The 20,022-nt window shown below is 62.8% G+C and carries 21 protein-coding genes; 12 read left to right on the top strand and 9 right to left on the bottom strand.

The annotated features are described in order from the left end of the window. Nucleotides 1-73 precede the first annotated feature (73 nt). The 3 genes from C2L65_RS23210 to grxC all read left to right on the top strand — a co-directional run bounded on the left by C2L65_RS23210 (nucleotide 74) and on the right by grxC (nucleotide 1,982). On the top strand, nucleotides 74-1,090 hold the full coding sequence (locus C2L65_RS23210) for an AraC family transcriptional regulator (protein WP_042308150.1): 1,017 nt from the start codon (nucleotides 74-76) through the stop codon (nucleotides 1,088-1,090). A gap of 253 nt (nucleotides 1,091-1,343) precedes the next feature. Further along, nucleotides 1,344-1,682: a DUF4148 domain-containing protein gene (locus C2L65_RS23205; protein WP_042308298.1), complete on the top strand. Its 339-nt coding sequence runs from the start codon at nucleotides 1,344-1,346 to the stop codon at nucleotides 1,680-1,682. Nucleotides 1,683-1,715: 33 nt separating this feature from the next. Further along, a complete protein-coding gene (gene grxC / locus C2L65_RS23200) occupies nucleotides 1,716-1,982 on the top strand; it encodes a glutaredoxin 3 (RefSeq protein WP_007749766.1) in 267 nt (88 codons plus the stop codon). 78 nt (nucleotides 1,983-2,060) lie between these two features. On the opposite strand, the gene C2L65_RS23195 is transcribed toward grxC, so the two are convergent. The 5 genes from C2L65_RS23195 to C2L65_RS23175 all read right to left on the bottom strand — a co-directional run bounded on the left by C2L65_RS23195 (nucleotide 2,061) and on the right by C2L65_RS23175 (nucleotide 6,662). Further along, a complete protein-coding gene (locus C2L65_RS23195) occupies nucleotides 2,061-2,951 on the bottom strand; it encodes a M23 family metallopeptidase (protein ID WP_042308145.1) in 891 nt (296 codons plus the stop codon). A gap of 226 nt (nucleotides 2,952-3,177) precedes the next feature. Continuing rightward, a complete protein-coding gene (locus C2L65_RS23190) occupies nucleotides 3,178-3,414 on the bottom strand; it encodes a hypothetical protein (protein ID WP_042308143.1) in 237 nt (78 codons plus the stop codon). A 32-nt stretch (nucleotides 3,415-3,446) separates the two neighbouring features. Further along, nucleotides 3,447-5,144: an acid phosphatase gene (locus tag C2L65_RS23185; RefSeq protein ID WP_042308141.1), complete on the bottom strand. Its 1,698-nt coding sequence runs from the start codon at nucleotides 5,142-5,144 to the stop codon at nucleotides 3,447-3,449. Nucleotides 5,145-5,441: 297 nt separating this feature from the next. Continuing rightward, the gene (locus tag C2L65_RS23180; RefSeq protein WP_042308139.1) at nucleotides 5,442-6,146 is read right to left on the bottom strand and encodes a YceH family protein; all 705 of its coding nucleotides are present in this window, start codon (nucleotides 6,144-6,146) and stop codon (nucleotides 5,442-5,444) included. Between the two features lie 126 nt (nucleotides 6,147-6,272). Continuing rightward, nucleotides 6,273-6,662 (bottom strand): DUF3022 domain-containing protein, encoded by a 390-nt coding sequence (locus C2L65_RS23175; protein ID WP_042308137.1) that lies wholly within the window; start codon nucleotides 6,660-6,662, stop codon nucleotides 6,273-6,275. Between the two features lie 197 nt (nucleotides 6,663-6,859). Here C2L65_RS23175 and C2L65_RS23170 point away from each other — a divergent pair, with 197 nt between their 5' ends. The 3 genes from C2L65_RS23170 to C2L65_RS23160 all read left to right on the top strand — a co-directional run bounded on the left by C2L65_RS23170 (nucleotide 6,860) and on the right by C2L65_RS23160 (nucleotide 8,430). After that, complete coding sequence (locus C2L65_RS23170) at nucleotides 6,860-7,285, top strand: TOBE domain-containing protein (RefSeq protein WP_042308135.1); 426 nt, start codon at nucleotides 6,860-6,862, stop codon at nucleotides 7,283-7,285. A gap of 165 nt (nucleotides 7,286-7,450) precedes the next feature. Beyond that, entirely contained in the window at nucleotides 7,451-7,942 is a 492-nt protein-coding gene (locus C2L65_RS23165; protein WP_007744073.1) for a molybdopterin-dependent oxidoreductase, read from the top strand. A 164-nt stretch (nucleotides 7,943-8,106) separates the two neighbouring features. Beyond that, the gene (locus C2L65_RS23160; protein WP_042308297.1) at nucleotides 8,107-8,430 is read left to right on the top strand and encodes a winged helix-turn-helix domain-containing protein; all 324 of its coding nucleotides are present in this window, start codon (nucleotides 8,107-8,109) and stop codon (nucleotides 8,428-8,430) included. A 25-nt stretch (nucleotides 8,431-8,455) separates the two neighbouring features. Here the strand turns inward: C2L65_RS23160 and C2L65_RS23155 are convergent, their stop codons facing one another. From C2L65_RS23155 to C2L65_RS23140, 4 genes are all read right to left on the bottom strand, one after another. Beyond that, nucleotides 8,456-9,772, bottom strand: a complete 1,317-nt coding sequence (locus C2L65_RS23155; RefSeq protein WP_042308132.1) for a DUF2325 domain-containing protein — start codon at nucleotides 9,770-9,772, stop codon at nucleotides 8,456-8,458. Nucleotides 9,773-9,871: 99 nt separating this feature from the next. Next, nucleotides 9,872-10,396, bottom strand: coding sequence for a hypothetical protein (locus tag C2L65_RS23150; RefSeq protein WP_042308131.1), 525 nt, complete (start codon nucleotides 10,394-10,396; stop codon nucleotides 9,872-9,874). A 106-nt stretch (nucleotides 10,397-10,502) separates the two neighbouring features. Then, nucleotides 10,503-11,336 carry a DMT family transporter gene (locus C2L65_RS23145; protein ID WP_042308129.1) on the bottom strand — a complete coding sequence of 278 codons (834 nt, stop codon included), beginning with the start codon at nucleotides 11,334-11,336 and terminating at the stop codon, nucleotides 10,503-10,505. Nucleotides 11,337-11,508: 172 nt separating this feature from the next. After that, nucleotides 11,509-12,903: an FAD-binding oxidoreductase gene (locus tag C2L65_RS23140; protein WP_042308126.1), complete on the bottom strand. Its 1,395-nt coding sequence runs from the start codon at nucleotides 12,901-12,903 to the stop codon at nucleotides 11,509-11,511. A gap of 903 nt (nucleotides 12,904-13,806) precedes the next feature. Here C2L65_RS23140 and C2L65_RS23135 point away from each other — a divergent pair. From C2L65_RS23135 to C2L65_RS23110, 6 genes are all read left to right on the top strand, one after another. Then, a complete protein-coding gene (locus C2L65_RS23135; protein WP_042308125.1) occupies nucleotides 13,807-14,919 on the top strand; it encodes an ABC transporter ATP-binding protein in 1,113 nt (370 codons plus the stop codon). After that, the gene (locus C2L65_RS23130; RefSeq protein ID WP_042308123.1) at nucleotides 14,906-16,012 is read left to right on the top strand and encodes an ABC transporter ATP-binding protein; all 1,107 of its coding nucleotides are present in this window, start codon (nucleotides 14,906-14,908) and stop codon (nucleotides 16,010-16,012) included. The genes C2L65_RS23135 and C2L65_RS23130 overlap by 14 nt, the downstream gene beginning before the upstream one ends. Further along, nucleotides 16,009-16,902, top strand: a complete 894-nt coding sequence (locus C2L65_RS23125; RefSeq protein ID WP_035537215.1) for a carbohydrate ABC transporter permease — start codon at nucleotides 16,009-16,011, stop codon at nucleotides 16,900-16,902. Before C2L65_RS23130 ends, C2L65_RS23125 begins: the two co-directional genes overlap by 4 nt. Beyond that, entirely contained in the window at nucleotides 16,895-17,707 is an 813-nt protein-coding gene (locus C2L65_RS23120; RefSeq protein ID WP_042308121.1) for a carbohydrate ABC transporter permease, read from the top strand. Before C2L65_RS23125 ends, C2L65_RS23120 begins: the two co-directional genes overlap by 8 nt. Continuing rightward, nucleotides 17,707-17,988, top strand: a complete 282-nt coding sequence (locus C2L65_RS23115) for a DUF2160 domain-containing protein (protein ID WP_007587602.1) — start codon at nucleotides 17,707-17,709, stop codon at nucleotides 17,986-17,988. Before C2L65_RS23120 ends, C2L65_RS23115 begins: the two co-directional genes overlap by 1 nt. An 86-nt stretch (nucleotides 17,989-18,074) precedes the next feature. Then, the gene (locus C2L65_RS23110) at nucleotides 18,075-19,817 is read left to right on the top strand and encodes an ABC transporter substrate-binding protein (protein WP_007587603.1); all 1,743 of its coding nucleotides are present in this window, start codon (nucleotides 18,075-18,077) and stop codon (nucleotides 19,815-19,817) included. Nucleotides 19,818-20,022 lie beyond the last annotated feature (205 nt).

Genomic DNA, 20,022 nt, shown 5'->3' with positions numbered 1-20,022 from the left:
ACGGTCCTGCGTGCGCGTTGCTAATCCTCGAACGATTCAAAAACATGCTTAATCGGCTCAAACGGCGGCTCAAATGGATCTCCTAAGCCGCTTCCTGTCGCTGATGCCCGTGAGCGGGCGTGTCGATGTCCGCTGCCACTTCGGCGCGCCATGGGCGATCGAAGAGGGCCCGGCGGGCGTGCGCGAGATTCCGTATCACGTGCTGCTGTCGGGGCGCGCGGTGCTCGAAGACGGCAACGGGCCGCCCGAGCATCTGGCCGCGGGCGACATCATCGTGTTTCCAACGGGCAGCCCGCACCGTATCCACGACGGCAGCGGCGCGCAGCCCGTCCCCGTCACGGAGCGGCGCAACATCATGCTGACGGTCGCGGAGAATAGCGGCACGGGCGACACGGCCGACATCCTGTGCGGCCGTTTTCTGCTCGGCGCCGTGCCGGACCGGCTGCTACGCGATCACCTGCCGTCGCGGCTGGTGGTGCGCAGCGGTGCGCATACGACGCTCAATGGCGATCCAGCCGCGAATGGCGAAAAACCGGGCGGCGTCGCGGGCTCACGGCTCGCGCGGCTCATTCAACTGATGCGCGAAGAGGCCACGGACGAATGCCCCGGCAGCGAAACGCTCGTCAATCATCTGTCGGCGGCACTGTTCGCGTTGACGCTGCGCTTCGCGAGCGAAGCCGCGCATCCGCCGCACGGGCTGCTGGCGCTGGCGGGGCGTCCGCGCCTGCAGGCGGCCGTCTCGGCGATGTTCGAATCGCCCGGCAAGCCGTGGACGCTCGACCAGTTCGCCGCGCTGTGCAACATGTCGCGCGCGACCTTCGTACGGCAGTTCCAGGAGGCGATTGGCCGCTCGGCGACCGATGTGCTCACGGAAGTCCGCATGACGATCGCGGGCCGCATGCTGCTCGAATCGACGACACCCGTCGGCGATATCGGCGAGACGGTCGGCTATCAGTCGGAAGCGGCGTTCCAGCGCGTGTTCAAGAAGCAGATCGGCGTGACGCCGGCGCGCTGGCGTGCATCGGGCGGGCACATGCAGTCGGCGCAGGACGCCGCGGCGGATGAAGCTGCGGCCGACGCAGAGCAATAGAGAATTTCATAAACCGCATAGCACGCGCCGGGGCCTCTGCGACCGGCCGTGTGCATCGCCCGGAAACCCTTGCCGCACAAGGCATCGAGCTATCACGCAGAAGCCGCGCGTGACGCTTCACGACGCCTTCGCCCAAAAGCGGTGAGCCGATCGAGCATCTTCATGAGACGCGCCGACATTAACGGCCATCCGACGCGCACCTACAGTTGAGCCATCCCGTCGCCGACGGCAACGCTTCTCAAAGGTGCTCAACATGAATCGCGTCTATCAAGCTCTCGTTCTCGCGGCTGCATTGGGTCTGCCACTCGCAAGCCACGCTGAATCTCAATCGACGGCGAGGCGCGCGCAGGTTCGCGCCGAACTGATCGCCGCGCAGCAATCCGGCCAGTACGCGCAAAGCGACACGAACTATCCGGAGCCGGCGAATTACTCGGCCGCTGCGCCGCACGTGTTCCATCGCTCGCATGATCTGATCGCGACTTCGTATGGTCCGTCGACCAGCGGCAGCGCCGGCTCGGGTTTCCGTGCGACACGCGCCCGTTCGCTGGCAGGCGCATCGTCCGCATTCGACGACATCTATCGCGGTCGGTAACGCGCCGCATTCACTACGCTAACGGAGATAACCATGTCCGCAATCACGATCTACACGACACCGACGTGCCCGTACTGTCTCGCCGCGAAGGCGCTGCTCAAGAAGAAGGGTCTGTCATACGAGGAAATCAACGTTCAGAGCGACCGCGCCACGGCGCTAGCGTTGATGGAACGCACGGGACGCCGCACGGTGCCGCAGATTTTCATCGGCGAAACGCATGTGGGCGGATTCGACGATCTCAACGCACTGGAAACCGCGGGGAACCTCGATCCGCTGGTCGAGGCTAACGCGGTGCGTTGAGCGCAAAGCGAGAACCTGGGAAGACCCAGCCGCGAACGGCAGTGCGCCGTTCGCGGCTTTTTACTTTGTGCTCGCGCGTCACGAACCGACGCGCGGCAGATACGTCGCGGGATTGACGGGCTTGCCGTCCTTGCGGACTTCGAATTGCATTGAGCCGTTGCCGTGGTCCGTCGCCGCCATCTCGGCGATCGTTTCGCCGCGTTTGACGCTCGTGCCTTCTTTCACGAGCAGCTTGCGGTTATGTCCGTAGGCTGTCACGAGCGTGTCGTCGTGCTTGATGACGATCAGCTTGCCGTACGGCTTGCCACCGTCGCCCGCGAACACGACGCGGCCTGACGTCGCCGCTTTCACCGGATCGCCGGCTTTGGCGGCGATCACGATGCCCTTCGATTTGCCTTGTCCGTACACCGCGCCCAGCGTGCCGCGCGCAGGCCAGACGAAGCTCGGCTTGCCCGTGTCTACGCTGTTGTCGTCCTTCCTGTCGGTGATGTCGGCCTTGTCGCTTTTCGGATTGGTCTTCGCGGCGTCGTCGGGCTTTGCGGGCGTGTTCGTGCGCTGTTGCTTTGCCTGAGCGGACGACGCGGACGCAGCGCTGCCGCTGGCTGCATCGGGCGGCGGCGTGACGCGCAGCACGCCGCCTGTTTCGATGTGGCCCGGGTCGGTGAGGTTATTCCACTTGATGATGTCTTCGCTGCGTTGCCCGTGGCTCGTCGCGATGCGATAGAGCGTGTCGCCTGGCTTCACGCGGTAATAGCCGTCGGACAGCGGCTTATCGGCGTTGACGGGCGGGCGCCGTGCCGGACGATCGGTCGAAGCGGGCGACGCTGCCGTCTGCGGAGGCTGCTGAAGCGACCGATCTTCGGGCGTCATCTGCCAGGGCAGCGTCGTGCAGCCGCCGATCAGCGATAGCAGGGCGAGGCCCGCGCACGCGCGCGCATGCGTTCGACGATTCGGTTGCGTAGATGTCATGTCGGTCTTCCTCTTGTCGTTCTGCGATGCCGCGGCATCGGTTCGCGCGCGCCGGGCGAACGGCGCGGTGCGGACCGGGCAGCACAGAACGGGAATCTGACAGACAGCCGTGACGGATGTTTCTGGAATCCTGAATGTTTTACAGCACTTCGCGTTTTTGCTTTTTATGCGCGCAATTGTGTTGCGAAGCGTCGAGGGACGCGTGGCATGTATGCCACAGCCGCGCTCACGGGCGGCGCTTTTTCCACGCGTAATCGGCGGGCGGATCGGACGCGCCGGCCTTGCCGACGGAACGCGGGTTCTCGCTGCAGAGCGTGACGAAGCTCACGTCATCGCCGGCAGCCTGCTGCTTGCGCAGCGTTTCGGTGAACGCGAGCGCTTTGGTCATTTCGTCGGCGGCGAACCGCTCGAAGCGAGCGGTTCCCATCGACGTGCCTTCTTCCAGCCAATACACGACGAACATGTGTTTCCTTCAATGCAACTTCGACAACGGCATCACGCGAGATCGAGCGCCCCCGTCAGATCGCCGATGGGCGTCAGCCCGTTCTGCACCAGCGTACGGTCACGCAGCGCCACGCCATCGAGTGGCGCGAGCCCATGCACGCGGCTGATCAGACGCAGGATCGAGTTGGTGTCGTACACCGTGTGATCGACATAGCCTTTCTTCGCGAGCGGCGAAATGACCAGCGCGGGAATGCGCGAGCCCGGTCCCCAGCGGTCACCTTTGGGCGGCGCGACGTGATCCCACCAGCCGCCGTTCTCGTCGTGCGTGATGACGATCACCGTGTTCTGCCACTGTGGGCCGCGCTGGATATGTTCGATGACGTTCGCGATATGCCGGTCGCCGGACTCGACGTCCGCGTAGCCCGCATGCATGTTCAGATTGCCCTGCGGCTTGTAGAACGTCACGGCGGGCAGGCGTCCCGCGTCGATATCGGCGATGAAGCGGTTGGTCGATGCGTCGTCGCCTACACCTCCGTCGCGCAGATGCCGCGCGCGCGCCGCCGTGCCGGGCGCGAAGTTCGCGAAGTAGTTGAACGGCTGATGGTGGTACTGGAAGTCGGGCACGGCGCCCGTATCGCGATGATCGAGCGCGTATTGCCAGGCGCCGCTATACCACGCCCAGTCGACGCCCTTGTCGCTCAGCCGGTCGCCGATCGTCGCGTAGCGCTGCGGCGGCAGCACCTTCGGGTCGCCTGGGTTCGCGAGCGCGGGATCGCCGCCCTCGGCGGGCCGCACCATGCTCGGCTGATAGGGCGGCGCCATCGTGTTGACTGCGTAGCCGTCGGGCGTGAACAGGCCGTCGCTGACGAACACCGGCGGGCCTTCGAGCGCCGTCTTCGGCGAATTGGGCGCCTGTTTCAGACGCGTGCCCGTCGGGTCGTCGCCTTCGACGACGGACACGAGCTTCTTCCCCGGCCCGCTGCCGATATCCGGTACGAGCGGCGCCTGCGCCGAAATCAGGAAGATGTGGTTGAGCCACGAGCCGCCGAACGCGGCCATGAAGAAGTTGTCGCACAGCGTGTATTGCTGCGCGAGCCCCCACAGCTTCAGCGATTCGCCGGAGCTGCGGTAATGCCCCATCACGAGGCCGCCCGAATCGCCCCATGCGGCGAACTGGTTGTTGCGGCCCGCGTTGATCTGCATCTGGTTCTGATAGAAGCGATGCACGAGGTCGCGGGTGATCACGCTGTTCGGCAGCGGCGCGCCGTGCGCGTCGGTCAGATGAAACGGCTGGTTGCGCAATCCGGAGATATCGCGCTCGGCAATCATGTAGCGCTTGCCGTCGACTTCCTGCGCCTGCGGCACGAGGCCGCCCCAGATCTTCGGCAGCGTGGCGAGCGGCGTGTTGCCGTCGCGGTCCAGTTGCACGTAACGATCGGGCGTGACGGCGGACAGCGGATACTGTACGCCGGGGAAGTTGCCGTACAGGTTCGCGAAGCTGCGGTTCTCCGCGTAGATCACGACGATGCGCTTGACCTGATCGCGCAACGCGTTGTCGAGCCGCGCGTCGGCCGCGCTGCGCGGCGCGCCCGTCGAGGCGCTGTCCACCGACTGGCAGCCCGCCAGCGCGAGGCCGAGGCCTGCTGCGGCAAGGCCAGTGAGGACGCGGCGGCGGTCGGGATCGTCGGGGCGGTCGTCGGCGGGGAGGTCGGAAGCGGTGGGCAGATTGGGTTCGTCGTGCTCGTTCATCGGTCAGTCTCCTGGCACAGTGAATCGCAAAAGAGGCACAGCGGGGCAGGGCGAAAGGCGGCGCGCCTTGGCGTCGGCCGCGCGCCAACCGCATCGTCGCATTCGTCAAGGGCGGTTAGCAACCCGTTTGGGGGCCTGTTTTGTGCCCTCTCTGGTGCCCTGCCTGGCAAGGCGGTTGCGTTTTGGATCGTTTGTTGATCTGGCTTGGCCCGGCCATGCGGCGGCGTGGTCACATCGTGGTGGAGCGCTGACGGTTTGCCGCGACCCGCGCGCGGCAAACCTGTCCGGTGGCAGCGGCTACAGGTTTCCCTTCAGTTCATCGAGCGACACGCCAAGCTCGCCCGCGAGGTGCGTCACAAGCGCTTCGAGCCGCTCGACGCGCTCGCTCAACTCGCGCTGCTGGGCGCGCAGCGCTTCGAGTTCGCCGGGCGGCAGCGGCTCGTCGGAGAGTGCCGCGGCGCCGATCTGTTCGGGCGTGGGCTCGCCGCACAGCAAATGCATCCAGCGGCTCTCGCGCTCGCCCGGCGTGCGCCCCAGCTTGACGACGCGCGGCGGATCATTGGCGGCAAGCTCTTCGAGAAACGCCTCGACGGACGACGTATCGGCGAAGCCGTGCAGGCGCGCGGTGGCGAGCCGCAACTCGGCTGCCGTCTGCGGGCCGCGCAGCAGCAGCGCCGTCAGCAGCGCCGCCGACTGGCGCGGCAGGCCGAGCACGCGCTCCATGTTGTGCTCGAAGCGCGGCACGCGGCTGCTGCTGCCTTCGAGCACCAGCGAAAGGCGCTTCATGGAGTTGATCGCGTCGAGAATCTCGGATTCGCTGACGTTCATCACGGGCGAGCGCGAGGTCTTCTGATTGCAGCCCGACGCGAGGGAGTTGAGCGACAGCGGGTAGGTGTCGGGCACGGTGTGCTGCTTCTCGAACAGCACGCCCAGCACGCGGGCTTCGAGCGGCGTGAGCGCCCGCATGGCGGGGCGCGGGGTATCGTCGGTGGTGGAATTCATGGGCAATAGACTCGAATGGAAAGCCGCGTGTGCGACGGCGCGAGCGCACAGGCTCGCGCGTTAGCATAGTCTATTGCCGTTGGCGGCGGGACTGGAAGCGTTCCGGCCGCCGCTGCGCCGCGGCCGTTACAGCATGTCGTAGGGTTCGTCGGGCACGTCGAAGACGGTGTCGTCCACGTCGAGTTCGATCGAACAACTGTCCGTCGAAGCCGGCTGCGCCCTCGACACTTCGACATGCTGCCGCACGAGATCCCTCAGACGATCCTGCACGACGCGCCGTTTGGCCGTATCGAGCGCGGCATAGCGGTCGATCTGCGCATCGCCGAGCTTGAGAGTTACGACGCAGCGCGCATCGAGCGTCGTGTCGCGGCCCGTTTCGACGACCCACGAGAGCATCAGCCAGGTCGTCGGGCCTTCCTGATAGGCGCTGACAGTGGGCGCTTTCGGCGATTCGAAGGTCCCGACGAGGGCCAGTTCGATTTCCTCGATGCGCTGCGACAATCCAATCGTGTCCATGGCTGCTCCTTTTATCTGTTTTCGTCTGGATAGGTATGAGCAACCGGGATGCCACTGTCTCGTCACGTCCGCGTCCCATGGCGTGCCGTGAGGGCCGACCGAGCCGATGACGGCCTGTCACAGGCCGCGCGCTACACTGCGGACTTGCCGTTCGTCCACACTGAACAACACACAGGGGCAACCCAAAGGAGAGTCGCATGCGTACCAGCGCACGTAATCATTTCGCCGGTCAGGTCACGGCCGTCAAGGCCGGGGCCGTCAACGACGAGATCACGCTCCGCACTCAGGACGGACTCGAGATCGTCGCGGTAATCACCCACGGCAGCGCGTCGTCGCTCGGGCTCGCGGCGGGCAAGCCGGCGTTCGCGCTCGTCAAGGCTTCGTCGGTGATCGTGATGATCGATGCCGACAGCAGCAAGGTGTCGGCGCGCAACTGCATCGCGGGCACGGTCGCGTCGGTCACGAAGGGCGCCGTCAACAGCGAGGTCATCATTTCGGCGGCGGGCGGCGCGCAGGTCGCCGCGATCGTCACGAACGACAGCGTCGACCGTCTCGGCCTCACCAGCGGCAAGGCGGCTGCGGCGATCTTCAAGGCTTCGAGCGTGATCGTCGGCGTCGATTGAGCGTCGACGCCGGGCGCGGGCGGCGGCCCCGCGCCCCGCATGTCATAAGCCGTGCGATATGCCGCCTATGTCGCGTTTCCCTTCGGCAGCCAGTTCGCGAGCAGCGTAATATATCCACCGATACATCGTGGGCATGACAGCGTCGCAACGCAATGGAGATGGACGATGGGAATGACTGGCTCGGCGGCGCTGCCGCTGCAGGAGACGACGGCGGGCGCCGTCATGCTGGCGGGCGATTTTCTGCGTCCGATGCAGGTGACGATCGACGATCTGCGGCAGCACGCAAGCGTGACGGCCGATCCCTTCGACCTGCGCTGCTACACGACGAACCGCTTCATCCGCAAGGTCGATCAGTATCGCGGCGTGCTGCTGAAGGATCTGATCGACATGGCGGGCCTGCGCAACGACCGGCCCGGCGATTTCAAGCGGACCATTTTCATCGCGCACGCTCACGACGGCTACGCGGTGACGTTCTCATGGCATGAACTGTTCAACACGCCGATCGGCGAACGCGTGCTCGTCGCGTTCGAGCGCGGCGACCAGCCGCTTTCCGTCGACGAAGGCGCGCCCATTCTGTTTTCAGCCGCTGATATTCTGCCCGCGCCGCGTCATGTGAAACGGCTCGCGGGTGTGGTTGCGCGCGTGCTCGAGCTTTGATGCCGTCAACGTGGTCGTCGTCTTTGCTGGCGTGAACTGGCCGCGCACTGGTGCAAGTGCCGATTGAAGTCCTGCGTATGGCATCGTGTATGCTTGCGCGCATGAGTCAACCGGCAAACAACATGAAGACATCGGCACATCCGAAGCCCGAGGTGCGCTTCAGAATGCGCATTCAGCAGGAAGGCACGATCGCGCTGGGACCGGGTAAGGTCGCGCTGCTCGAAGCGGTGCGCGAGCATGGTTCGATTTCGGCAGCGGCACGCAGCCTGAACATGTCGTACCGGCGCGCGTGGCTGCTGATGGATGAATTGAACCGTTCGCTGAAATCGCCGGCGACGGTGTCCGAACATGGCGGGCAGAGCGGCGGCGGCAGCGCGCTGACGCCCGTCGGCGAGGAGATCATCCGGCTCTATCGGGGCATCGAAGCGCAGGCGTACGCCGCATGCGCGGACGATATCGCCGCGCTTACGAAGATGGTGCGGCGTTAAATCTTGAACGGTTTGCGCGTGATGCCTAGCCGTGACGCAGACAGAAGCGCGGCGCTCCACCGGACTGCGTGTTCGTCTGCGCGTCGGCATTGAGCCGCCCGATCAGTTCGACAAAACTCGCGACGCTCGCGGTGCGCAGCGGATACCACGCAATGTGGCCGCGTTCGCAGACACGCTTGAGCATGTTCATCGAGTCGTGATCGATGCAGTCGACGGGAAACACCACCATATCCGCGCCCGGCAATGCAGCCGCGAGCAAGCCCTTGCGATCCTCGATGCCGCCGTCATGCACGGTCATCTCGCCGCCTGCCGATTCGACGATCCGCGTGATCGCCGCATTCGAACCCGGCCTTCCGCCGACATACACGATGCGCATGCGTTCCAGAATCGCCAGCGAGGCCGAACGCCCGGACGGGTCGTCGCCCGCCGTGGCCTGAAGCGTGCGTTCCAGCGCGCTCGCTTCGGCTTGCAGCGTTTTCACGAGCGCATCCATTTCATCGAGCCGCGCGCGCAACGCACGGGCGCTTTCCTGTTCGGCGGCGACACGCTGTTCGGCGGCTTCACGGCGGTTCGTATGCAGCGCGAGACGCTCGTCGCGCGCCGTCAATGCTTCACGAAGCAGTTGGACTTCGGCGCGTAGTGCGTCGTCGGTGCCGGCATCCTGTGCCTTGGCGTGCGCCGCGCGCGTTTCCAGTTCCTGCGCGGCGGCGTCGCGCTGCAAGCTCATCTCCTGCAGGCGGCTTTGCTGGCGATCGATCTTCGTGCGCAACGTGGCATTGTCTTCTTCCAGCGCGACGAGCCGCCGGATATCCGCGCGATTCGCGGCGCCGACCAGATGCGACAGCATGTGCAGATCGCCGAACGCCGATTGCCGCACGCTCATGGTGGTTTGCGGATGCGTCATCAGCGCCCAATAGGCGGGCGGAATGTCGCCGCTCTTGAGCGCTTCTTTCCATAGCGCGAGCACCGCGTCGGGGTCCTTCGCCTTGTCGAACAGCCGGAGCGCACCGGCATAGCGCTCGTCCAGTGCCTTTTGCAGCGCCTTGCCGCCTGCGCCGCCTTCGATCGCAAGCTCTACAGCCGTGTGATGAATTTCGAGGTCGGTGGCGCGTTGACGGTCGAGGTCGGTGAACTTCGGCACGAGCTTGCGCAATTCATGCGTGCTCAGACACGTGCCGATGATCGAGCAGTGCAGATGCGCATCGAGTTCCGCGAGCCGGGTGCGTCGTTTCAGATCGGCGAGTTGCGGCTTCGAAGGCGCGCAGCAGGGATCGGCGCGTTGTGCGGAACCGATGGACGTATCGATGCCCGGGCGGGCGAGACGAAAGGGCGGAGCGTGCATGAAGACCTCTATCCGGACATGACGGCGGACCGGGGTGGATGCGCGAACGGATTTTCGAAATATACCATCGAATATAGCGGGTGCGCGCCGGGGCGAAAATCAGTACACCGGTTCGGGTTGACGCCTGCGCGTTGGCAGCGGCGCGGGCTTGAGCGCCACCGTGCGCGGTGGCGTGGGCTTATGCCGCTCCAGCACGTGCTCGACGCACAGTCCGACGAGGATCGCGTCGACTCGCTCCAGCGCCGTCACCGTTTCGCGCATCGCCGTCGGGTCCGTGCTGAAGGACTCGGAAAACACCGCGTCGCGTGTACGTTCGAGCACGCGCGCCTGGCGGATCGCGATCTTCAGTTCGCGCAGCCGCGCAAAACGGGCGGCTTGCGCTTCGCTGGCGAGCATTGTCAGCAATTCGCGCAGCGACGCGGAAGACAGTCCTTCGGCCATCGACGTAGCGTTCCGCGCGGCTGCGAACATCTGGACGAAGCGCGTGACGCTGCTGCGCAGACGCCTGAACGCATCGACCACGTCACGGATCTGCTGCGCGCGCACGTCGGCCGACATCGGCTTGAGCGTGCTGATTTTCCCGGATAGTGCATCCGTTGGCGCATCGCGACGAGTGCTGCCCACCCCGACTCTCCCGAGACTAGAACGATCGATATATTCTACCGTATATATCGGTGCGCTTGTCACGTCGCGATCCGATCGTTCGTTCATTCATTAGTTGGTACGATAGTCAGCGGCGGCCGACCACGAGCGCGATGCCGCCCAATATCGCGGCCGCGCTCAACGCGAGACGCGTGGTCAGCGGTTCGCCGAGCAGCACGATGCCGCCCATGGCGGCGATCAGCGGCACGCTCAATTGCACGGTCGCGGCCGTGGCGGCCTTGAGTTCCTTCAACGCGGCGTACCAGATCACGTAGCCGACGCCCGACGTCAACGCGCCGGATATCGCCGCGAAAAGCAGGCCCGTTCTATCGATCGATGCGCGCGCAAACATCGCGATGCTGATCGCCGCCGCGAACGGGATGGCACGAATGAAGTTGCCTGCCGTGGTGGCCGTCGGATCGGCGGCGCGTTTGCCGCGCAGCGAATACGCGCCCCACGCGATGCCCGCGCATAGCATCAGCAGCGACGCGAGCGGAGCCGGCGCGCTCACGCCGGGCAACACGAGCGCGACGAGGCCGGCGAGCGCGCATGCGAGGCCCGTCCATTGCAGCATCCGTAGACGTTCTCCGCGCCAGAGCGCGTAGCCGATCATCGTCGCCTGCACCGCGCCGAACAGCAGCAGCGCGCCCGTTCCCGCCGCCAGCGATACATAGGCAAACGAGAACGCCGCTGCGTACGTGAAAAGCGCAAAAGCGGAAAGCCAGTTGCCGGTGATGGGTTGCGACTGGCCGCGGCTGCGCAGAATGATCCACAACACGATGGCAGCCGAGACGATGCGCACCGACGTAAACGTTGCGGGATCGATCGACGTGCCCTTCAACGCCATGCGGCATAGCAGCGAATTGCCGGCGAAGGCGAACATGGCGACGATCGTCAGCAAGGCGATGCGCATGCGCGGCATGGTGCGTTGGGCAGAAGGGGCAGCGTCGTGGGCGTACACGATACTTTAGCGTGAGGCGATGCATCCACGCATCGCGCGGTGCAGCGTGAATCGATGGAAGCGGGGCGCTGAAAAACGATGCCGGATAGCAACGAGACAACGATTGCTATCCGGCATGTCGGAGGCGCTGTGTTCAGGCCATTGAGGATGGCTTGATGTTCTGGTTATGGCGGAACAGGTTCTGCGGATCGTATCGGTCTTTCACCGCGACGAGCCGCGCGTAGTTCGGACCGTATGCGTCGCCCACGCGCGCGGATTCTTCTTCCGTCATGAAGTTCACGTACACGCTGCCGAGCGCGAACGGCGCCGATGCATTGAAGAACGCGCGCGACCATGCAATGCAGCGCTCGTCGTCGGCGGCTTCCGTCCAGCGGCCATGCACGTTCATCACGTACTTCGCGTCGCGATTCGAGTAGGCCATTGCATCGGGCGCCACGCGCATCGTTTGGCCACCGATTGCGCCGAAGAAGATCTCGCACTGCGGCGACGGCAGATTGGCGATTGCATCGACGAATGCGTCGATCAGGCCGTCGTCGAGCGTTGCGAGATTGTGCGACTTCCAGTAATTGCGCTCGCCCGGCGTCAGTAGCGGATCGAATGCCTGTTGCCACGCGGTGAACGGCATCGGTCCGAGATGTTCGCCGTAGGGCGTACCGAATTTGCGCACTTCTTCGACCACGGCCGGACCGTTCGCGACAGGTCCCGTGTAGCAGACCGCAAACGCGATGATCGGCTTGCCGTGTACGTCGGCGGACAGGAAGGGCAGCGGCGGCGCGAAGCGCGCGACGGCCCAGACAGTCAGCTCGTCGGGCCAGGTTTCCAGCGCGGCGCGATATTTGACTAGCGCGTCGCGCGCCTGGTCCATCGGCAGCACGACGAGGCCGCCGTAGACCTCGGGTCCCACTTCGTGCAACTTGAACTCGAACATCGTGACGACGCCGAAATTGCCGCCGCCGCCGCGAATTGCCCAGAACAGATCTTCATGCGAATCGGCGCTGCAGCGGATCGATTCGCCATTGGCGGTGACGACATCGGCTGAAATCAGGTTGTCCACCGTCATCCCGAAGCGCCGGCTGATCCAGCCGAATCCGCCGCCGAGCGTGAGGCCCGCGACGCCAGTCGTCGAATTGATGCCGAGCGGCGTGGCGAGCCCGAAGGCTTGGGCTTCGTGATCGAAGTCGCGCAACAGACAACCGGGTTCGACATAGGCGCGGCGCGCGACGGGATCGATGCGCGCGGACTTCATCTGCGACAGGTCGAGCACCATGCCGCCTTCGCACATGGCGCTGCCCGCGATGTTGTGGCCGCCGCCGCGCACGGCGAGCAGCAACTTGTTGTCGCGCGCGAAATTGACGGCGCGACGGACATCGGCCGTGCCCGCGCAGCGAACGATGATCGCGGGGCGACGGTCGATCATCCCATTCCAGATACTGCGTGCTTCATCGAACGTTGGATCGCCGGGCAATACGACCTGGCCCCGCGTGAGAGCTTTGAATTCGTCGATTGCACTGCTGGACAGATTCGCCATGCTACACCTCCGGTACGGACAAACAACGTCCGAACCCCTCGATCATGTCTGATCAAAGTAGTTCGGACGACCTGGCTTTCGTCCAGTAAACGAGGCTGACCGGCGCGCACAAATTAACGTATACCCGCACGCCTTCGCGTTTCATCCCGGTTCCTTTGAATACGGGCCGGTACACGTGAAAAGCCTGAAAAACAAGGCCCTTTCTGGATGGACTCACGGATGGAGTGCTTCGTAAATAGCGAGTCCCGCTTGGGCCCGCTCACGCGGCGACGTTTTGCAAATGTGCGAAGCGAACCATAGGAAACCATAAGCCTGCTGTCTTTTTCATCGCGCGAAAATAGAACGTATGCGATTGACTCGCGCGCACGGATTGCGGTTTTGGGGCCGCCGGTTTCGACAGCTCAGACGAATTGCACAGCCGCCCGGTGTGCCGCATTTCTTCTGTTACGCTGACCGCCAACTTGCTATCTGTAAGTAAACTCGCGTCAATGCGTAATAGATTGTTCTACTGTCCGTAAGTACAGTAGATGGTGTTTGTTCACGTTTTGTATGGTTAACCCCGATTTAAACGTAAACGAACAAAAGAGAACATTGTTGCTGTTGTTTTGATTTCCTTTTTGAACATGGGTCGTATGGCCTGTTTTTGAAGTGCCCGAATAAAAACCATCGGGACAATGGATCGATAACAGCTTCTCCGGCGCCCGTGCGGCGCTATCCCTTGCCCTGCCTCTCGTCAGCAAACCGGGCCGCGCCTTGCGGCGCCCGGCGTATGCGAACGCCGTAGTCGAATCACTGTTGTCGCCGTACCAAAGCATCTGCATTTGCATCGAAGCCGCGGTTGAACAAAGAACAAGCAGAAGAAAAGCGAAGCTGCATCAGAAGCATCGAACAAAGGAGAGCAATTTGGTTTTGGAACTCGAGCGGGTCACCGTCGTTTCGGGCGGGCTGACGCATCTGTACGGCGTCGATCTGCGGCTCGTCCCGGGGGCGATCAATGTGCTGCTGGGTCCCACTCAGGCAGGCAAGACCACGTTGATGCGCGTGATGGCAGGACTCGACAGGCCCACGACGGGGCGCGTGCTGGCCGACGGCCAGGACGTGACGGGCGTGAGCGTGCGTCAGCGCAACCTCGCCATGGTCTATCAGCAGTTCATCAACTATCCCGCGATGACGGTGTTCGACAACATCGCGTCGCCGCTCAAGCTGCAAAAGACGGAAGCGGGCGAGATACGCCGCCGCGTGAACGAGGTCGCGTCGAAGCTGCACATCGAGCATCTGCTCGACCGGCGTCCCGGCGAACTGTCGGGCGGCCAGCAGCAGCGTTGCGCATTGGCGCGCGCGCTCGTCAAGCGCACGTCGCTCGTGTTGCTCGACGAACCGCTCGTGAATCTCGACTACAAGTTGCGCGAGGAATTGCGCGCCGAACTCACGACACTCTTTTCCGACGGCAAGACCACGGTCGTCTATGCGACGACGGATCCGCTCGAAGCGTTGCTGCTAGGCGGCTACACCGCCGTCGTCGACAAGGGCCGCGTGCTGCAGTTCGGCCCGACGCTCGACGTCTACAACGCGCCTGCGAATGTCGATGTCGCCGCCGTATTCAACGATCCGCCCATGAACATGCTGACGAGCGAACTGCTTGAGAGCGGCGACGCGCGCCTGCCCATCGGCATCGACGTGCCCGTGCGCCGCGCAGCCGCCACGGCTGTTGGAACGGGCACCTGCCGGATCGGCATCCGGCCTGGCCATTTGCGTCTTGCGCCGCGCAACGCGCATTCGATTGCCGTGCCCTGTCTGCTCGAACTCGCCGAGTTGAGCGGCTCGGAAACGTACCTTCACTTGCATACGCGTCAGGGCGGCATCGATCTCGTCGCGCAATTGCAAGGCGTGCATCAGATCGCGCTCGGCACGCAGCTCGACGTCTATATCGACCCCGACGAACTGTTCGTGTTCGGCGCGGACGCCAATCTTGTCGCGCGTCCCAAGGTGCAGGAGGTGGCATATGGCGCGCATTGAGTTTCAGAATCTCGGCCACGCGTATCGGCCAAACCCCGCCTCGCTCGATGACTACGCACTGCAACCGATGAGCATGGTGTGGGAAGACGGCGGCGCTTACGCGCTGCTCGGTCCTTCGGGTTGCGGCAAATCGACCTTGCTCAATATCGTGTCGGGCCTGTTGACGCCATCAGAAGGCAAAGTGCTTTTCAACGGACGTGATGTCACCGTGCAAGGCGCGCGGGAACGCAATATCGCGCAGGTGTTTCAGTTCCCGGTGATCTACGACACGATGACCGTGTTCGACAATCTCGCCTTTCCGCTGCGCAATCGCGGGCTACCTGCCGCCGAAGTCCGCACTCGCGTGCATGAAGTGGCCGATATTCTCGACATGGCGCGTGAGTTGCCGCGCAAGGCGAGCAATTTGTCGGCGGATGCGAAGCAGAAGATTTCGCTTGGACGCGGACTCGTGCGCAAAGATGTGGCGGCGATTCTTTTCGACGAACCGCTGACCGTCATCGATCCGCACATGAAATGGATGCTGCGGCGTCAGCTGAAGAAGATCCACCAGCAATTGAAGCTCACGCTGATCTACGTGACGCACGATCAGGTCGAGGCGCTGACATTCGCGGATGAAGTGGTCGTGATGACGAATGGGCGCGTCGTGCAAAAGGGCGGGCCGGAAGCGCTGTTTCTTCGCCCCGATCATGCGTTTGTCGGGTATTTCATCGGTAGTCCGGGGATGAACCTGTGCCCCGTCAGTCTCGATGAAGGCGCGATCAAGCTCGGCTCGCAACGTGTCGCCGTCGATGCGAATACGCTCGCGACCCTCAAGAGCACGAACGGCGATCTGAAACTCGGCATTCGGCCCGAGTTCGTGCGTCTCGCCGATGACGGCGAAGCGGGCGCAGTCCGCGCGCAAGTCACGCGCGCGCAGCAACTCGGCAACTATCAGCTCGTGACGGCGAACTGCGAAGGTCACATCTTCAACGCAAAGATGGAGCCGAATTTGCGCGTCGTGGATGGCCCCGTGTGGTTGCGCGTCGCGGCGCCGGAAACCGTCTATTTCAGCAACGACGAACGCATTGCGGTGCGAGCCGCAGGAGGCGCGTGATGAAGCCGCTCAACCAGAAGGCGTGGCTGCTCGTCGTGCCTGTTTTCATTTGTGTCGCGTTCTCCGCGATCCTGCCGCTGATGACGGTCGTCAATTATTCGGTGCAGGACATCATCAGTCCGACGCAGCATGTGTTCGTCGGTACGGAATGGTTTCGCAACATCATGACCGATCCCGATCTGCGCGGCGCCTTGGGCAGGCAGATTATTTTCTCAGCCTGCGTGCTGCTGTTCGAAATTCCACTCGGCGTCGGGCTTGCACTCGCGATGCCGGCGTCCGGCTGGCGTGCATCGGCGGCGCTCGTGGTGCTCGCGATGCCGCTGCTGATTCCATGGAATGTGGTCGGCACGATCTGGCAGATCTTCGGCCGGCCCGATATCGGTTTGCTCGGCTACGTGCTCAATCGCATCGGCGTCGACTACAACTACACGGCGAGTCCGACCGACGCATGGGTCACCGTGCTCGTAATGGATATCTGGCATTGGACGCCGCTCGTTGCATTGCTCTGCTATGCAGGATTGCGCGCGATTCCCGATGCCTTCTATCAGGCCGCGGAAATCGACGGTGCAAGCCGTTTTGCGGTGTTTCGCTATATCCAGTTGCCGAAGATGCGCGGCGTGCTGATGATCGCGGTGCTGTTGCGCTTCATGGATAGCTTCATGATTTATACGGAGCCATTCGTGCTGACGGGTGGCGGTCCGGGCGACTCGACCACATTCCTGAGCCAGTACCTGACGCAAAAGGCCGTCGGTCAATTCGATCTCGGGCCTGCGGCGGCTTTCTCGCTGATCTACTTCCTGATCATCCTGTTGCTCTGTTTCATTCTCTACAACTGGATGGAGCGCGTCGGCAAAGGCGGTCCTGCAACGACGGGAGAAGACAATGCGTGATAACCGCCGCTGGATACGCGGGCTCGTCTTGCTCGGCTATATCGCGTTCGCGTTGATTCCGCTGTACTGGATGCTGTCGATTTCGCTGCGCACGAACGAAGAAACGATGTCGGCGTTTTCGATCTGGCCGCATCAGGTGACGTTCGACAACTTCAAGGTGATCTTCACCGACCCGTCGTGGTACTGGGGCTACATCAATTCGATCATTTATGTATTGATGAATACGGTGATGTCGGTGCTCGTCGCGTTACCGGCCGCGTACGCGTTCTCGCGCTATCGCTTTCTCGGCGACAAGCACATGTTCTTCTGGCTGCTCACCAACCGGATGACGCCTCCCGCCGTGTTCCTGTTGCCGTTCTTCCAGCTCTATTCGAGCGTCGGGCTGATGGACACGTACGTCGCCGTTGCGCTCGCGCACATGCTGTTCAATGTGCCGCTTGCGGTGTGGATACTCGAAGGCTTCATGTCGGGCGTTTCGCGTGAAATCGACGAGACCGCGTATATCGACGGTTATTCGTTCCCCGCATTCTTCGTCAAGATCTTTCTGCCTTTGATCAAGGCGGGTGTCGGCGTGACGGCATTCTTCTGCTTCATGTTCAGTTGGGTCGAACTGCTGCTTGCGCGCACGCTGACCACCGTCAACGCCAAGCCGATTGCCGCCGTGATGACGCGCACGGTATCGGCGGCGGGGATGGATTGGGGCGTGCTGTCCGCGGCCGGCGTGCTGACCATCATTCCCGGCGCGCTCGTTATTTACTTCGTGCGCAACTACATCGCGAAGGGCTTTGCGATGGGGAGAGTGTGATGTTCACGTGGATGTACTGGACACCTGAAGTCGGGATCTTCTTTGGCTGCGTGGTTGCGATGCTCGCGGGCATGACGCTTTGGGAGTTTCGCGCGCCGACTATCGAACGCAAAGGCTTTTTGCCGATTGCGACCACGCGTGGCGACAGGCTCTTTATCGGACTGTTGACGGCGGCCTATGTGAATCTCGCGTGGATTGCGATTAGCGGCGAAGGCGCGAGCGCGTGGCCGGGCTTTGCGGCGTCCGTCGTCGTGCTGCTCGTGATCATGTGGAAGGGATAAAGCATCAAGAATAAACCGGTTTCGTTGATGCCCCGGGCGGCAACCGGCTGATGATCCAAAGGGGTGTGGAGACACAGGAGAAGACCATGCAACACAGGAGACGGATCGTCGCGCTCGCAGTGGCAGGAGTGGTCGCGGGGGCTTGTGCGAATCACGCTGCACTGGCGGGTACGCCAGAAGCGCAGAAATGGGTCGATAGCGAATTCCAGCCCAGCACGCTGAGCAAGCAGCAGCAGATGGACGAAATGAAATGGTTCATCGATACGGCTGCGAAACTCAAATCGCAAGGCGTCAAGGAAGTACACGTGGTGTCGGAAACGATCGACACGCATATGTATGAATCGAAGACGCTTGCCAAGGCATTCACGGAAATCACGGGCATTCAGGTCAAGCACGACATCATTCAGGAAGGCGATGTCGTCGAAAAGCTGCAGACGTCGATGCAATCCGGTCAAAGCATCTATGACGGCTGGATTTCGGACTCGGATCTGATCGGCACGCACTATCGTTATGGCGTGATCGTGCCGCTGTCCGATTACATGGCGGGCGAGGGCAAGGAGTACACGAATCCGGGCCTCGATCTGAAGGACTTCATCGGCACAAGCTTCACGACCGCGCCGGATAAAAAGCTCTATCAGTTGCCTGACCAGCAGTTCGCCAATCTGTACTGGTTCCGTGCGGACTGGTTTGCGCGCAAAGATCTGCAGGACAAGTTCAAGGCGAAGTATGGCTACGATCTCGGCGTACCCGTGAACTGGTCCGCGTATGAAGATATTGCCGACTTCTTCACGAACGACGTGAAGACCGTCGACGGTGAAAAGGTCTACGGCCACATGGACTACGGCAAGAAAGACCCGTCGCTTGGATGGCGCTTCACAGACGCATGGCTTTCGATGGCGGGTGAAGCCGATAAAGGCATTCCGAACGGCATTCCCGTCGACGAATGGGGCATTCGCGTGACGCCGGATGGTTGTCATCCCGTGGGTGCATCCGTGTCGCGCGGCGGCGGCACGAATAGCCCGGCTGCCGTTTTTGCGACCACCAAGTACGTCGACTGGCTGAAGAAGTATGCGCCGCCTGAAGCGTCCGGCATGACGTTCAGCGAGGCGGGCCCGGTTCCCGCACAAGGCAAGATCGCGCAGCAGATCTTCTGGTACACCGCGTTCACGGCGTCGATGCTCAAGCCCGGCAACGTGACGAATGCGGATGGCACGCCGAAGTGGCGCATGGCGCCGTCGCCGCATGGCCCGTACTGGAAGGACGGCATGCAGAACGGCTATCAGGACGTCGGCTCGTGGACTTTCTTCAAGTCGACGCCCGCGAACCAGCGTGCTGCCGCATGGCTTTACGCGCAATTCGTGACGTCGAAGTCGGTGTCGCTGAAGAAGTCGATTGTCGGTCTCACGTTCATTCGCGACTCCGACATTCATAGCGATTACTTCACGAAGAACGCCGACAAGTACGGCGGCCTGATCGAGTTCTATCGCAGCCCGGCGCGTGTCGCGTGGACGCCGACGGGCAACAACGTGCCGGACTATCCGAAGATGGCACAGCTCTGGTGGAAGAACGTCGCGACGGCTGCCGCTGGCGAGAAGACGCCGCAAGCCGCGATGGACAGCCTCGCGAAGGAAATGGACCAGGTGCTGGGCCGTTTGCAGCGCGCCGGCATGAAGGTGTGCGCGCCGGAATTGAACCCGGAAAGCGATCCGTCGAAATGGCTCTCGGATCAGCATGCGCCCTGGAAGAAGCTCGCGAACGAAAAGCCGAAGGGCGAAACGGTCAAGTACGACCAGCTGCTCGCAGCGTGGAAGGCGGGCAAGGTTCGCTAGGCATTTGACGTAGAAAAGCGGGAAGGTTGAAGCGGGCGGTGTCGAAAGACGCCGCCCGTTTTTTATTGGCTTTATGCCGCAAGAGCGCGCGATTAAACAGGCGCGACCCATTCATCAATCGAAAGCAGATTGTCATTTAAACGTTTGATGCAGAAAGACCACATATGCCTTACGGATGATTGCGAACCATTACCGTTCATGTAAT

It is taken from the genome of Paraburkholderia terrae, assembly GCF_002902925.1.
Taxonomy (GTDB): Bacteria; Pseudomonadota; Gammaproteobacteria; order Burkholderiales; family Burkholderiaceae; genus Paraburkholderia; species Paraburkholderia terrae.
The sequence above is the reverse complement of the archived record's forward strand: the minus strand, read 5'-3'. Positions and strand labels throughout refer to the sequence as shown.